Here is a 15179-nt window from a genome sequence, read left to right on the forward strand (position 1 = left end):
CCGCCACAAGGGCGAGCCGCTTCTTAAACGAATAGGGGCTAGGCTTAAGCGGCGCGCTGGGTGGCCGCCACGCGGGCACGCGCCAGTTTCAGCGCCACCGGGTCCGAGCCGGCTTCGGCATCGCGCAGGGCGGCCGAAGCAGCGGCGGCGTCGATATTCTTCACCGGCACGGCGTCTTCGGCCAGCACAACGCAGCGTTCCGCCGTCACTTCGGCAAACCCGCCCGCGACGAAGATACGGTCGACGATCTGGCCGCCGTCATGCACCGCGACAACGCCGGGGTCCAGCGTCGCCAGAATCGGCGCATGGCCGACCAGCACACCGAACTCACCTTCGGTTCCGGGCATGACCACCATATCGACCGGCTTGGAGAGCACGAGACGCTCCGGCGAGACGAGTTCAAAGGTGATTTTACCGGCCATGCTGCGCGTTCCTTAAATCTTGGTCGTCGAAACGGGGAGCGGCCTTACGGCCCCTCCCCCTTAAGCACAGAGCGTTACGCGGCTTCCGCCGCCAAACGCTTGGCCTTTTCGATGGCGTCTTCGATGGTGCCGACCATGTAGAAGGCGGCTTCCGGCAGATCGTCGTACTGACCGGCGACGATGCCCTTGAAGGCGCGGATCGTGTCTTCGAGCTTCACGAACACGCCCGGCGTGCCGGTGAAGACTTCGGCGACATGGAACGGCTGCGACAGGAAGCGCTGGATCTTACGGGCGCGGGCCACGACCAGCTTATCTTCTTCGGACAGCTCGTCCATCCCGAGGATGGCGATGATGTCCTGCAGCGACTTGTAGCTCTGCAGCACACGCTGCACGTCGCGGGCAACCTGATAATGCTCTTCGCCGACGATCAGCGGCGACAGGGCGCGGCTGGTGGAGTCAAGCGGATCGACGGCCGGGAAGATCGCCATTTCGGCGATCTGACGCGACAGAACGGTCGTGGCATCCAGATGCGAGAAGGAGGTGGCCGGGGCCGGATCGGTCAAATCGTCGGCGGGCACGTAAATGGCCTGCACCGAGGTGATCGACCCCTTCTTCGTCGAGGTGATGCGTTCCTGCAGCGCGCCCATGTCGGTCGCCAGCGTCGGCTGATAGCCCACCGCCGACGGGATACGACCGAGCAGCGCCGACACTTCGGCACCCGCCTGGGTGAAGCGGAAGATGTTATCGACGAAGAACAGCACGTCCTGGCCTTCTTCATCGCGGAAGTATTCCGCAAGGGTCAGACCCGACAGGGCGACGCGGGCACGGGCCCCCGGCGGCTCGTTCATCTGACCATAGACCAGCGCCACTTTCGAGCCCGGACCATCGGTCTTGATAATCCCGGAGTCGATCATTTCGTGATAGAGATCGTTCCCTTCACGCGACCGCTCGCCAACGCCCGCGAACACGGAATAACCACCGTGGCCCTTGGCGACGTTGTTGATCAGTTCCTGAATGGTCACGGTCTTGCCGACGCCGGCGCCGCCGAACAGGCCGATCTTACCACCCTTGATGTACGGGGCGAGCAGATCGATGACCTTAATCCCCGTGACGAGGATTTGCGCTTCGGTGGCCTGATCGACGTAAGCCGGGGCTTCGCGATGGATCGACGACAGGCGGGTCGCGCCGACCGGGCCGCGTTCGTCAATCGGCTCGCCGACGACGTTCAGAATGCGCCCCAGGGTTTCCGGGCCGACCGGCACCTGGATGGCGTTGCCGGTATCGACAACCTGCGTGCCGCGCACCAGACCGTCGGTCGTGTCCATCGCAATGGTGCGGACGGTGTTTTCGCCAAGATGCTGGGCGACTTCCAGCACCAGCTTCTTGCCGCCATTGTCGAGTTCCAGCGCATTCAGGATCGGCGGCAGTTCGCCGTCGAACGTGCAATCCACCACCGCGCCGATGACCTGGGCAACGCGCCCGATATTATTGTTCGCCATTTTCCGCTCTCCTTCGGAGAAAATCCTGTGCCCGTTGCCCTTAAACCGCTTCCGCCCCGGAGATGATTTCAATCAGCTCCTTGGTGATCTGCGCTTGGCGCGAGCGGTTGTAGGTCAGCGTCAGCCGGTTGATCATGTCGCCCGCGTTACGGGTTGCATTGTCCATCGCGGTCATCCGCGCGCCCTGTTCCGACGCGCTGTTTTCCAGCAACGCCTTGTAGATCTGCACCGACAGGTTGCGCGGCAGCAGCGCCGTCAGGATCGCGTCTTCGTCAGGCTCATATTCATAGAGCGCCGACGCCCCGCCCTGGGCCTTGCCCGCGTCGGCTTCCGGCAGCGGCACGGGAATGAGCTGCTGACGGGTGACGATCTGCGAGATGGCCGACTTGAAGCGCGCGTAAACGATATGCGCGCTATCGATCTGCCCGGCATCGAATAGGCTAATGACCTTGCGGGCCACCGCATCGGCGTCGCCAAAGCTCAGCTTCTTCTTCCCCGCCAGCTCAACGCTGTCGATGATGAGATCGCCGAATTCCTTGCGCAGCGCGTCGCGGCCTTTCCGGCCCACGCAGAACAGCTTCACCGTCTTACCCTGGGCCTGCAGGCCCCGGATCATCAGGCGCGCGTCGCGGATGATCGAGGAGTTGAACGCCCCGCACAGCCCACGGTCGGCGGTTGCGACGATGACCAACTGCACCTTATCGGCACCGGTCCCCGTCAGCAGCGCCGGCGCATCGCTGGAGACGCCCGCCCCCAGAGTGGCGATCATCCGTTCCATCCGCTCGGCGTAGGGACGGGCGGCTTCGGCCTGTTCCTGGGCGCGGCGGAGTTTCGCCGCCGCGACCATTTTCATTGCCGACGTGATCTTTTGTGTCGACTTGACGCTACGGATGCGTAGCCGCAAGTCTTTCAAACTGGCCATGGCGCTCTCGCTCTCCCGTCAGCCGACCTTGGGGTTACGCGAAGCTCTTGGCGAACTGATCGAGGAACGCCGCCAGTTTTTCTTCGGTTTCCTTGGTGATTTCGCGTGCGTCGCGGATCGACGTCAGGAGTTCCGGCGCCTTCGCCTTCAGTTCCTCACGGAACTTCTTTTCGAAGCGCGTGACATCGCCGGTCGGAACCTTATCGAGGTAGCCGCGGACGCCTGCGAAAATCGAGGCAACCTGTTCTTCAACCGGCATCGGCTGGAACTGCGGCTGCTTCAGCAGTTCGGTCAGGCGGGCACCGCGCGCCAAGAGGCGCTGGGTGGCCGGATCGAGGTCCGAGGCGAACTGCGCGAAGGCCGCCATTTCGCGGTACTGCGCCAGCTCCATCTTAATCTTACCGGCAACCTGCTTCATCGCCTTGATCTGGGCGGCGGAGCCGACGCGGCTGACCGACAGACCGACGTTGATGGCCGGGCGGATACCCTTATAGAAGAGTTCCGTTTCGAGGAAGATCTGACCGTCGGTGATCGAAATCACGTTGGTCGGAATATAGGCCGACACGTCGCCCGCCTGGGTTTCGATGACCGGCAGTGCGGTCAGCGAGCCGAGACCGGCGGCTTCGTTCATCTTTGCGGCGCGTTCCAGCAGGCGGCTGTGCAGATAGAACACGTCGCCCGGATAGGCTTCACGCCCCGGCGGACGGCGCAGCAGCAGCGACATCTGACGGTAGGCAACGGCCTGCTTCGACAGATCGTCGTAAATGATCAGCGCATGCTGGCCATTATCGCGGAAGAATTCACCCATCGCACAGCCAACGTAGGGGGCGATGAACTGCAGCGGCGCCGGTTCCGACGCGGTTGCGGCGACGACGATGGTGTAATCCAGCGCGCCCGCATCCTGCAGGGTCTTCACGATCTGGGCGACCGTGGAACGCTTCTGACCAACGGCGACGTAGATGCAGTAGAGCTTCTTCGACTCGTCGGAACCTTCGTTCACCTTCTTCTGATTAAGAATGGTGTCGATGGCGACGGCGGTCTTGCCGGTCTGACGGTCGCCGATGATCAGCTCGCGCTGACCGCGCCCAATCGGAACCAGGCTGTCGATGGCCTTGAGGCCGGTCTGCATCGGCTCGTGCACCGACTTACGCGGAATGATGCCGGGGGCCTTCACTTCTACGCGGCTGCGGGTCACATCGGTCAGCGGACCCTTACCGTCGATCGGATTGCCGAGACCGTCGACAACGCGGCCCAGCAGACCCTTGCCGACCGGAACGTCGACGATGGTGCCGGTGCGCTTAACGATATCGCCTTCCTGAATGCCGCGGTCGTCACCGAACAACACGACACCGACATTGTCGGTTTCGAGGTTCAGCGCCATACCGCGCGTGCCGTTCGGGAATTCGACCATTTCACCGGCCTGAACATTATCGAGGCCGTAAATGCGGGCGATACCGTCCCCGATGGACAGCACCTTACCCACTTCCGCGACTTCGGCGCTCGTCCCGAAATTGGCGATTTGTTCTTTCAGAATGGCCGAAACTTCGGCAGCACGGATATCCATCAACCAACTCCCTTCATGGCGAGCTGCAAGCGCGTCAATTTAGTCTTCAACGAATGATCGATCAGCTTGGAGCCGATCTTGACGACAAGGCCGCCGATCAACGACGGATCGACCTTTACGTCGACCATAACCTTCGACCCATACGACCCGGCGAGGGACGTTTTGATCTGATCGATCTGATAATCCAGCAGCGGGACAGCGGCGGTCACTTCCGCCGTCACTTCCCCGCGCTTTTCAGCGAGGCGGGCCAAGAAGGCCGCAATCATCTGGGGCAGGCTGGCCAAGCGGCGATTTTCCGCCACGACGCCAACGAACCGGCGGACGAGATCCACTGCCCCGGCCTTTTCCAGCACGGCGCCAATCGCCTTGGTCTGATCGTCACGGCTCAGCACTGCGCTGGCGATCAGACGGCGCAGGTCCGCCGACTCGTCCAGCAGCGCCTTTAGCGCGCGCAAATCATTCGCCACGGCATCGAGCGCGCCTTGCGTCTCGGCCAAATCATAGAGGGCTACGGCATACCGCCCGGCAACGCCCGTCTGCTCTGTCGCCACCCCGGCTTGTCCTCTCATTTGCGTCCCGGCGAGCGCGGTTGCGGCTCAAACCGAAATCTGGACAGGAACGTTACGCCTTACTCTCCCGGCAGGGCTGCCAAAAGATAAGACGCAAGCCCGCACGGAAACGCGTGTTTCCGCTCAGGCGGCGCTTCCTTAACACACCGTTTTTATGGATGCAACGCGCCATGACTGAGAAAAGAGACAGGATTTTGGCGAATCTCCACCCCTGCCAACGGCGGCAAGCGGTTAGAATGCCGCCAACGGCAGGCTAACCCACGGGGAAATCTTCCAGATTCGCGCTTGGCGGCGCCGCTAAGCCGCCGTGCCCGGCAAATTCGCCGCAGGCTGGGCCGCCCCATCGGCCCGGTACATCCGCAGAAATTGTTCGACCGCATGACCGACTTGCCGCGTGATCGCCGCCGCTGTGTCCGGGTACGGCAGGCCCATGATGGCGTTCATCTGCGCATCGCGGATGACGAGATGGCAAAAATCCGCCGCCGCTTCTACCGGATCATCGGTGCGCAATACGCCGCGCCGCATTTGCTCGGCCAGATAGCCCGCCACCCGCTGCCGCCCCTGGATCGGCCCTGATTCGTAGAAGACCTGCGCGAGTTCGGGGAACTGCAAGGCTTCGGCAATCACCGTGCGCATCGCCGCCACCGTATCGTCGGCAACAAGAACCGACAGCAGCCGGGTACCATGCTCGGTCAGCGCTTCCCCGACCGGGCGGCTATGCACATCGGGATGATCGAACAGGCCGGTCATCATCTCGCAGCGATGGGTGACGATGGCCTGAAACAGCCCCGCCTTATTGCCGAACATATCGTAAAGGGTGGAGAGCGAGCCGCCCGACAGGCGCACCACATCATTCAGGCTGGTCGCGCCATAGCCTTTTTCGACGAACAACTGCGTTGCCGCCTGCATGATCGCTTCGCGTCGTGCTTCCCGCCGAGACGGTTTTGCACCGCGCGCCAAGCCTGCCACCGCTGCAATGGCCTTGCCGACCCGACACTCTGACATAAGTCCCCTCTACCGCCCCCGAGCAAAAAATTTTGCCGCCCCCTTCAGGACTGCCTTGACCGGAAGTGTAATCACTATTACACATAGACGCAAGATCAGAGGGACTCCGCTTCTTACCCCTTTCGGTATCGTCCCCGTCCACGGTCTCTGTCAAGGAAGGTTCTGACGATGGCGCGTTTCACGCTCCAAACCCTGCCCGCTGCCCGCCTGTTGGCCGGGGCATTGATCGTTCTGCCGCTGCTCGCGGCCTGCTCCGAAGAAAAGAAGGAGCATGCCGAAGAAGTGCGCCCCGTGCGGGTGCAGCCGGTGGCCTTCGAAACCGGGCGGGAGACCCTGAAACTGGCGGGCACGCTCGCCCCGCGTCTCGAAGCGCCGCTGGCCTTCCAGGTCACGGGCAAGCTCGCCAGCCGCCCGGTGGAAATCGGCACCCGGATTGTGCCGGGGCAAGTGATCGGCAAGCTCGAACCGGAAGATTTTGCCCTGCAATTGCGCCGCGCCCAAGCGCAGGTCGCCTCGTCGGAAGCCGATCTGGCCCGCTTGCAGGCCGATCTCAAGCGCTATGAGGCGCTGAAAACCAGCATGGTCTTTACCCAAGCGACCTATGACCAGCGCGCCGCCGCCGCCGCCGTGGCGCAGCAGACGTTGATCGGTGCCCGCAGCCAAGTTGCCATTGCCGAACGCCAGATGGGTTACACTACGCTCACCGCCGATCATGGCGGCGTCGTCACGGCGGTTCTCGCCGAACCGGGCCAGGTGGTCGCGGCGGGGCAAGCAATCGTGCGCGTCGCGCGCGATGAAGAGCTAGAGGTATCCGTTCCCATCCCGGAAAACCGGTTGGCCGAAGCCCGCGCGGCCCAGGATGCCCGCGTTAGCCTGTGGGCGGAACCGGAGAAAGCCTATCGGGTGCAGTTGCGCGAACTCGCCGCCAGCGCCGATCCGCAGACGCGCACCTATCTGGCCAAATACACGCTGCTCGACCGCCCGCAAGGCGGCAAAATGGGCATGACGGCCACGCTGATGCTGGCGAAGGGCGATGCACAGGCGGTCGCCGCCCTGCCGCTATCCTCCCTGTTCCAGCAGGGCGATAAGCCTGCCGTTTGGGTCGTCGATGCCGCCAAAGGCGCCGTCACGCTGAAACCAGTCACCGTCGCCGCCTATCATCAAGATGCGGTGCTGCTGGCCGGTGGAGTGAAGGACGGCGAGTTAGTAGTGACCGCCGGGGTCCATCGCATCGATCCGGGCATCAAGGTCCGCATTCTGGGCGCCGTACCGGGGAAGGGCCAGTAAGATGAGCGACCGGTTCAATCTGTCCGCCTGGGCGCTGCGCCATCAGACCCTGGTGCTATTCTTTATGCTGATCCTCGGCGTTGCCGGGACCCTGGCCTACCTTGGCCTTGGGCGGCAGGAAGACCCGGATTTCACCATCAAGACCGTCGTGATCCAGGCCTTCTGGCCGGGCGCCACCGCGCGGGAGATGGAGCTTCAGGTCACCGATAAGATCGAAAAGAAGCTTCAGGAGCTTGCCTATTTCGATAATGCCGTCAGCTATTCGAAGCCCGGCGAAACCCTGATCAAGCTGACCTTCGCCGATTATACGCCGCCCAAAGAAGTCCCGAACCTATTCTATCAGCTTCGGAAGAAGCTCGGCGACATGCAGCGCACCCTGCCAAGCGGGGTGCAGGGGCCGTTCGTGAACGACGAGTTCGGCGATACCTTCGGCATCATCTATGCCTTTTCCGCCGATGGCTTCAACCTCGCGGAGCTGAAGAAGTATGTGGAAGACGTGCGCCAGCAATTGCTGACCATCAAACTGGTCGGCAAGGTCGAGCTGTATGGGACGCAGGACGAAAAGATTTTCGTCGAATTCTCCCACACCAAACTCGCCACCCTTGGCATTACCCCCAATCAGATTTTCGACGCGCTGCAGCGGCAAGCCGCCGTCGCCCCGGCAGGGATCATCGAAACCGCCAAGGAACGGATTTCCCTGCGCGTCGAGAACGGTTTTGCATCGCTGGACGATGTCCGCAACGTCCCCATCGTCGCCAATGGCCGCGTGCAGACCCTGGGCGATATTGCCGAGGTCAGCCGGGGCTATGAAGACCCGATGACCTTCCAGATGCGCTTTAACGGCAAGCCGGTGATCGGTATTGGCCTATCAATGGCGCCGGGCGGCAATATCATCGACATGGGCAAGGCCGTCGATGCCAAGATGGCCAAGATTAAGACCCAGCTTCCGCACGGGATCGACATCGAACAGGTCGCCGCCCAACCAAAGGTTGTCGATGCCTCGATCTCCGAATTCGTGAAGTCTTTGGGCGAAGCCCTGGCCATCGTGCTGGCCGTCAGCTTCATCAGCCTGGGGTTCCGCACGGGCATCGTCGTAGCCCTCTCGGTACCGCTGGTGTTGGCTGTGACCTTCCTGATCATGCAGATGATCGGCATCAACCTGCACCGTATCTCGCTCGGCGCATTGATCATCGCCCTCGGCCTGCTGGTCGATGACGCCATCATCGCGGTTGAAATGATGATGCTGAAACTGGAAGAAGGCTATGACCGGGTAAAGGCCGCCACTTTCGCCTTCACCTCCACCGCCTTTCCGATGCTCACCGGCACTATCGTCACCGCCGCCGGGTTCGTGCCGGTCGGTTTCGCCAAATCCGCCGTGGCCGAATATACCAATGCGATCTTCTGGGTAACGGCGATTGCGCTGGGGATTTCCTGGGTAGTGGCCGTGTTGTTCACCCCCTACCTCGGCTATAAGCTGCTGCCGGAGTTTAAAGACCGCGCCCACGGCGGCCATGATCCGCATGATACCAAGCTCTATCACGCCCTGCGCGCGGTGGTGACCTTCTGCGTGCGGTGGCGGAAATCGGTACTGGTCGTGACGCTGGCGATCTTCGTCGCCTCCGTCGTCGGCTTCGGCAAGGTGGCGCAGCAGTTCTTCCCCTCCGCCTCGCGCCCGGAACTGATGGTTGATGTGCGCCTGCCCGGCGGCGGGTCCATCGCCGCGACCCAGGCCACGGTCGAACGGGTGGAAGCCCTGCTGAAGGACGATCCGAATGTCGCCTATTACACGTCCTACGTCGGGGCAGGGACGCCGCGTTTCTATCTGCCGCTGAACCCGGAGTTGCGTCAGTCGAATTTCGGTCAGTTCGTCATTATGACCAAGGGCCTTAAGGAACGCGAAATCGTCGTCAAAAAGCTAGAAACCGCGTTTGCCAACGAGTTCCCAGAAGGGTTACTGCGCGTGGCGCGTCTCGAAAACGGCCCGCCGGTCGGCTTCCCCATCCAGTTCCGCGTCCTCGGTTCCGACCCGGCGCAAATCCGCGAGATCGCCTATCGGGTCCGCGATACAATGCGCGCCAATCCGCATACGGCGAATGTGAACCTGGAATGGAACGAGCTGTCGAAGACCGTGAAGCTCGAGGTCGATCACAAGAAGGCCCGCGCCCTGGGGGTTAACCCGCAGGATCTCTCGACCACGCTCTATACGCTGCTCTCGGGCCTCAACGTCGCGCAGTTCCGCGAGGGGACGGAGTTGATTTCCGTCGTCGCCCGCGCCGTTCCGGCCGAACGCCTGTCGCTGACCGACCTTGAGGGCATCAACGTCGGCACCGCAACCGGCGGCTCCATCAGCCTCGCCCAGATCGCCACGGTCAAATACGAGCTGGAAGAGCCGATCCTGTGGCGCCGTAACCGCGAGACGATGATCAACGTCCGCGCCGATATTTGGGACGGCACGCAGGCCCCCGTCGTCACTGCGCAAATCAACCCGCAGCTCGACGCCATCCGCGCGACCCTGCCCGACGGTTACCGCATCGACGTGGGCGGCGCCGTAGAAGAAAGCGCCAAGGGCCAGAACTCCATCAACGCCATGATGCCCTTGATGCTGATGATCATGCTGACGACGCTGATGATCCAGCTCCAGTCCTTCCAACGCTTGATTATCGTCTTCCTGACGGCGCCGCTGGGGATCATCGGCGTCACGGCGGCGCTGCTGATCTCCGGCATGCCCTTCGGCTTCGTCGCCATGCTGGGGACCATCGCGCTTGCCGGGATGATCATGCGTAACTCGGTCATCCTGGTCGATCAGATCGAACAGGATGTGCGGGCCGGGCACGCGCTGTGGGATGCCATCATCGACGCCACCGTGCGCCGCGCCCGCCCCATCGCCCTGACCGCCGCTGCCGCCATTCTGGCCATGGTGCCGCTGTCGTTCAGCGCCTTCTGGGGGCCGATGGCCGTGTCGATCATGGGCGGCCTTGCCGTGGCGACGCTGTTGACGCTGCTGTTCCTCCCGGCGCTCTACGCCGCTTGGTTCCGCGCCAAGCCCGTGGTGGCGGAAGACCCGATGGACGATATACGCCGCCGGGCGCTGGCCCATGTCCCGGCGCTCGCCGCCCCGGGGGTCGCCAGCAGCCGCCCGGCAGAATAGTTACCCCTGCGTAACCCCAAAGCCGCGCCTGCGCCGGTCCCAGACTTGCGCAGGCGCAAGAAACGGCGTTAACTCGGGGGCATGAGCGAACTGCCATCCAATCTTTTGGTCGTCGATTTCGTTGCCGATTACGTCTGCCCCTGGTGCTGGATCGGGCGCTATCGGCTGGAAGAGGCGCTGAACCATCTGCGCGAAACCAAGCCCGATCTTGCGGTGCGCATCTCCCTGCGGCCCTTCGAATTGAACCCGGATATACCGCCCGAAGGCATGGAGCGGGTCGCCTATGCCGAAGCGAAATTTGGGTCGGTCGAACGGGCGCAGGCGATGTGGGCGCGCGTCGCCTCCGTCGCCGCCATGGACGGGCTGGAGATGAAATTCGAGGATATCGGCCGCCAACCGAACACCATCGACGCGCATCGGCTCGTCGCCTGGGCCGGAACCAAAGGCCGGGGGCTGGCGCTATCGGCGCGGCTCTATCCGGCCTTCTTCCGCGAAGGGGCGGACTTGGGGGATAAGGACATCCTTGCCGGTCTTGCCGCCGAGGTTGGCCTGCCGCGTGACGAAGCCGCGGCCTTCCTCGCCTCCGACATCGGGGTGGAGGATACCCGCCAGATGGAAGAAGCCGGGCGACGGGGCGGGATCGACGGGGTGCCGGTCTATCTCTTCAACCGCAAAACCTCCGTCATCGGCGCCCAACCGCTCGACCGGTTGTTGGAGGCAATCGATCAGGCGCTGGCTTAGCGCTTACCAAAGTCTCGGAACGATCCCGTCAAACACAGTGTCCGCCGAAACCAGCGGAATACGGAGGTGTTTGGCGGTCGCGGCCAGGAAGCGATCAAAGGGGTCGCGGTGCGGCCAGTCCAGCCGGCCTGCCAGCAGGCATACCTCCGGTGGCAAACCAGCGGCGCACGCCCCTTGCACGGCTAAAAGTCCCGGTAACTGATCGAGAAAAGGTACCATTTCCGGCCATTTCCCGAGCCGGACTTTCTGAGCAATTTCAAAAAAGCTGATTGGACTGACGTAGACCTGCTGTGCCGCCTCAATCGCCGTGAGTGCGGAGGCCGACAAACGGGCTGATCCGGTCAGCGTCCAAGCCCAGACATGGGTATCCAGTAGCAGCGCCGTCACGCTGGCCCTTCCCACTCGGCCAGCTCATCGGGCGCCATTGGCTCCAGAAAATCCGGTCCGGGGCCTAGGTCCGCCGACAAAACACCAAACTTAAATCGCTGCGGGATAACCGGCACCAGTCGGACGACCGGCGTGCTCCCCCGGGCGATGATCACCTCCTCGCCGTTCAGCGCCGCTTCAATCAAGCGGGACAGTTGGGTTTTCGCGGTATGGACTGTCACTTGTGGCATGGGCACGCTCCTATTAGCTAACTTAGCTAAAGCATATCCATTTGACCAGCCTCTACCCACGCCGATAGCGCGGCAACCACTGATTGAGTGCCAGGAAACGGTCCAGGCGGTCGCTGTCTTTTGCCAAGGTCGTGCGGGCGAGGGCTTCGAGCCGCGTCAGGGTTTCCGGGCGGGCATCGTCGAGGGCGGCGGGCTGGCCGGTCAGATCGACCTGAAAGCGGAAATGCGTGTCCCCCGCCATTTCGGCCGCTTGGCTATCGATAATCTCTGACGAGGCATCAAGGATCACATCGCTGATCGGCCGCGCCCAGCCCGCGAGGCCCCAGTTCTTGGCCTGGGTATACTGCAAGGGGTGCGTCTGTCGCCCAGTCCCCAGCGAGAGAATAAGATAGCCGCTGGCGCCGGGATAAAGGTCCATCGCGGCAGAGAGGGCGCAGAGCGTTGGGTTCGCCGCGAAAACGCTGCCGTCGATCAATGCGTGGGAGGTACCGTCGCCTGACCGGATCAGTGCCGGTTCGAAATAGGTCGGCGCGGCACAGGTCGCGCGGCAAAGGTCGGCCAGCCGATAATCTTTCGCCGGGTCCGCCGCCTGCCAGGAGCGAAACAGCACCGCCGCCCGCCGCTCGATATCATAGGCCGTCAGCATCAGGGCGGGCAGCGTCACATCGGATAAGCGGGCATCGCCGAAGGTTTCGGCCAGTACCCGTTCAAGGAAGCGGGCGTCGTATTTCTCGTCGGCGACGCCGTTCATCGTCCCCAATGCCCGCCACAGGGAGCGCCCAAAAATGCGTGGCCCGGCGCGATGGTAGATGGACATGACATCCGCCGCTGCCACCGGCTTTCCCGGTCGCAGCAGCGCAGCGGCGATGATCCCGCCGGTGGAGGTTCCGGCGATCAGGTCGAACCCGGTCCCCGCCGGGGTGCCGCTGCGCTCCTCCAGCACCGACAGAAACGTCGCCGCGAGAAGGCCCCGCATGCCGCCGCCGTCAATCGTTAGAATCCGGGGATACCCACGCATCAGGGGCAGTCCCCCGGGGCAACCGGCGCCAGAATTAGCGGCACCCCGGCGCCAGAATAGCGCTGGCGCGGCAGCATCAGCGGCGTCACCGGTCCTGCCGGGCGCAGCGGCGCGGCTGCCGTTTGCAGCACATGGCAAGCCCGCGCCCCCGGCGCCGCCAGCAGGCTCGGGCGGACCCGCCAGAGATTCCCCGCGATCCACGGATCGGGGATGAGGAGCGGCCCGGTTTTCAGTTGATCGAGGTGGGTGGCCAGACGGGAGAAATCGGCGTCCTGGCGGCAGGTGGCGCAGGTCGGCAGCAGCAGCCGATCATCGATCAGCAACCCGACCGGCCCCGACAGGGCAACGCCCCCGATCAAAGTCCCTAGCGCCAGCCGCCGCCAGGAAGATAGCGGCATACGGTCGATGGCGCTGAAGATCAGCAGCGGCACGAGCACGAGACAGGCGAGCGGCCCGCTGTCGCTGATGATCGGCCCGCGCTCCAGCAAGGTCGCCCCGGCGAGCAAGATCAAGGTTGCCGCGCAGCTTTGCGCGATGATCCCCGGCCACAGGTCGGCAGGACGGCTCGGGCGCAGCAGCGCCGGGGCTAAGAGCAGGGCGCCCACTCCCCAGAAGGCGAGATCGCGCACGGCCCGTTCCGCCAGAACCGACCAACCGTGCAACATCGCCCGGGGCAGCGGTTCGATAACTTCGGGGGGCGGTAGCAGCAGCAACAGCGGGGTCTGCTGAAGGGTGCGCAACGCGAGGGCAAGATAGGGCGCGGCCAGCAGCAATCCGCCCAGAATACCGACCAAAAACCGCCACCGATGCCGGTGCCGTTCGACCCTCAAATCGCGGTCGAGACCGAGGCAGAGCAAAAACACCAGCGCGAACAGTAGGCTGCCCCGCCCGCCCGTGAGGCAGAGGGCAAGGCTGACGGCCAGCACTGCCGCCGATGCCCAATCGCCATAGCGGGCGACGCGAACGCTCGCCGCGACCAGCGACAGCAGAGCGAAGGCCGCGAGCAGCGCGAGATCGCCGCCGAGCGGAAAGGCCGAGGAGAGCGGCGTCAGCAGCAGCAAACTCGCCCCGGCAAAGCGTGCGGACGCCGCCGCTAGCCACAGACGCGCCGCCGTATAGCCCGCCATCAGCACCGCCCAAAGCATCAGCGCTTCCGGCAGCAAAACCGCCAGCCGCCCCACGCCGAGCTTCAGCAGCAACCCGCCCAACCACAAAGGCAAGGGTGAATAGTCTGGCCCATAAAAGAACGCGAAGTGGCGCATCGCCAGCAGCCGTTCCGCCTCGGCCTCCGAGAGGGTCGGCACCAGCGTCCAGCGGGCCAGCAGCATCAGCAGGACCGGCAGCGCGTAGAGCATCCCCACGCCGAACCAGGGCCGCCGGTCCAAACGCGCTTGCATCCGATCAACCCAAGGGACCGGTAGATCGTAAAAGGAGGAAGCGGGGCCGCGCGTTGTGGACATAGCGATAATCTAGCATGTCCGCCCAAAAAGGGCAGGGGCCGCGCGCAGGCTTAATCCTGGGTGACTTGCCCCAAACCGCGCGACGGCAGGAGGCGGGAAAACAGCGTCGCATCCAACTCGCGCACTGTCATCAGCGCCTGGATAACGCGGGCGCGCCCGCTGCGTTCCAGCGCCACCAGCGCCGGGCTTTCGGTGATCGCCTGCGGCCCTTGCGTACCGATCAGGGTAATAATCCCGGTCGCCCCCTGCGCCCGCCCGAGAATGGCCAGCAGGTCGGGCGCCCCCGGCATCAGAATCTGCCCGCCCAAGGTTGCGTCACTCCAGGCGAGGGTTCCAAGCGGCGTGCGCAGGGAAATCACCGGTGGCTGCGGTCCGGTCGGCGCAGTTCGGGCGAAAAACGCGCCGGTGAGCAGCGTGAGTTCGACGGAGGCAAGGCGGCGGCGCCCATCAGCAGCGGGCAACAGCACACGGCGGTCGACCCGCAATCGCGCCCGCCCGCCAAATTCAATCCGCGTTGTATCGGATAAGCGTAGGCTGACCCGCGACAGCGCCGCGATTTCCAGCAGATCGCCCGCCAGCAGTTCTTCCCCGGCGGTTGCCGGGCGGCGCGGCAGACCAGGGCGCTTAACGGTAACCGACCCGCTTAGCGCGTCGAGCACGGCCACCAGATCGCCCGGTTTGCCGGTAATGGAAAAACTTTCGGCGAGATCATGGACCATTGCCGCCGACAGGCTTAGCCCGTCGCCAAGGTCGAGATCGTCGAAACTGCGGCGTTCGACAGCGAAGTAGTTAGGGATTTGCGCGAGTTCGCGCGCCCCGGCAACAAAAACCAAATCGTCACCGAGGCGGACCGCATCGGCACCGCCGAGCAGATCTTCCGCCTGTAAAGAAGTTTCTGTGCCGTTTTCAACACCGCCATACATGGCA

14 protein-coding genes are annotated in these 15179 nt (G+C 63.6%); 3 read left to right on the forward strand and 11 right to left on the reverse strand.

What is annotated here, in order from left to right:
* Window positions 1-44: 44 nt before the first annotated feature.
* The 6 genes from atpC to CHR90_RS06530 form a co-directional block, all read right to left on the reverse strand.
* On the reverse strand, window positions 45-422 hold the full coding sequence (gene atpC, locus CHR90_RS06505) for an ATP synthase F1 subunit epsilon (protein WP_094408187.1): 378 nt from the start codon (window positions 420-422) through the stop codon (window positions 45-47).
* Window positions 423-496: 74 nt separating this feature from the next.
* Entirely contained in the window at window positions 497-1921 is a 1425-nt protein-coding gene (gene atpD, locus CHR90_RS06510; RefSeq protein WP_094408188.1) for a F0F1 ATP synthase subunit beta, read from the reverse strand.
* 40 nt (window positions 1922-1961) lie between these two features.
* Window positions 1962-2843 carry a F0F1 ATP synthase subunit gamma gene (locus CHR90_RS06515; protein WP_094408189.1) on the reverse strand — a complete coding sequence of 294 codons (882 nt, stop codon included), beginning with the start codon at window positions 2841-2843 and terminating at the stop codon, window positions 1962-1964.
* A gap of 34 nt (window positions 2844-2877) precedes the next feature.
* A complete protein-coding gene (gene atpA / locus CHR90_RS06520; protein WP_094408190.1) occupies window positions 2878-4407 on the reverse strand; it encodes a F0F1 ATP synthase subunit alpha in 1530 nt (509 codons plus the stop codon).
* Window positions 4407-4976, reverse strand: coding sequence for a F0F1 ATP synthase subunit delta (locus tag CHR90_RS06525; protein WP_229671573.1), 570 nt, complete (start codon window positions 4974-4976; stop codon window positions 4407-4409). The genes atpA and CHR90_RS06525 overlap by 1 nt, the downstream gene beginning before the upstream one ends.
* A gap of 297 nt (window positions 4977-5273) precedes the next feature.
* Window positions 5274-5981: a TetR/AcrR family transcriptional regulator gene (locus CHR90_RS06530; RefSeq protein ID WP_094408191.1), complete on the reverse strand. Its 708-nt coding sequence runs from the start codon at window positions 5979-5981 to the stop codon at window positions 5274-5276.
* 168 nt (window positions 5982-6149) lie between these two features.
* Between CHR90_RS06530 and CHR90_RS06535 the strand changes: the two genes are divergently transcribed.
* From CHR90_RS06535 to CHR90_RS06545, 3 genes are all read left to right on the forward strand, one after another.
* Entirely contained in the window at window positions 6150-7268 is a 1119-nt protein-coding gene (locus CHR90_RS06535) for an efflux RND transporter periplasmic adaptor subunit (protein ID WP_094408192.1), read from the forward strand.
* A gap of 1 nt (window position 7269) precedes the next feature.
* A complete protein-coding gene (locus tag CHR90_RS06540; protein WP_094408193.1) occupies window positions 7270-10416 on the forward strand; it encodes an efflux RND transporter permease subunit in 3147 nt (1048 codons plus the stop codon).
* Between the two features lie 81 nt (window positions 10417-10497).
* On the forward strand, window positions 10498-11157 hold the full coding sequence (locus tag CHR90_RS06545; protein WP_094408194.1) for a DsbA family oxidoreductase: 660 nt from the start codon (window positions 10498-10500) through the stop codon (window positions 11155-11157).
* Window positions 11158-11160: 3 nt separating this feature from the next.
* On the opposite strand, the gene CHR90_RS06550 is transcribed toward CHR90_RS06545, so the two are convergent.
* The 5 genes from CHR90_RS06550 to CHR90_RS06570 are packed head-to-tail and all read right to left on the reverse strand — an operon-like array spanning window position 11161 to window position 15175.
* Window positions 11161-11544, reverse strand: a complete 384-nt coding sequence (locus CHR90_RS06550) for a type II toxin-antitoxin system VapC family toxin (protein ID WP_094408347.1) — start codon at window positions 11542-11544, stop codon at window positions 11161-11163.
* Window positions 11541-11774, reverse strand: coding sequence for a type II toxin-antitoxin system Phd/YefM family antitoxin (locus tag CHR90_RS06555; RefSeq protein ID WP_094408195.1), 234 nt, complete (start codon window positions 11772-11774; stop codon window positions 11541-11543). The genes CHR90_RS06550 and CHR90_RS06555 overlap by 4 nt, the downstream gene beginning before the upstream one ends.
* A 52-nt stretch (window positions 11775-11826) precedes the next feature.
* Window positions 11827-12792, reverse strand: coding sequence for a patatin-like phospholipase family protein (locus tag CHR90_RS06560; RefSeq protein ID WP_094408196.1), 966 nt, complete (start codon window positions 12790-12792; stop codon window positions 11827-11829).
* Entirely contained in the window at window positions 12792-14252 is a 1461-nt protein-coding gene (locus CHR90_RS06565; RefSeq protein WP_141210894.1) for a hypothetical protein, read from the reverse strand. The genes CHR90_RS06560 and CHR90_RS06565 overlap by 1 nt, the downstream gene beginning before the upstream one ends.
* Window positions 14253-14302: 50 nt before the next feature.
* Complete coding sequence (locus tag CHR90_RS06570; protein WP_094408198.1) at window positions 14303-15175, reverse strand: FecR family protein; 873 nt, start codon at window positions 15173-15175, stop codon at window positions 14303-14305.
* Between the last annotated feature and the right edge of the window lie 4 nt (window positions 15176-15179).

The organism is Elstera cyanobacteriorum (genome assembly GCF_002251735.1).
In the GTDB taxonomy this organism is placed as follows: domain Bacteria; phylum Pseudomonadota; class Alphaproteobacteria; order Elsterales; family Elsteraceae; genus Elstera; species Elstera cyanobacteriorum.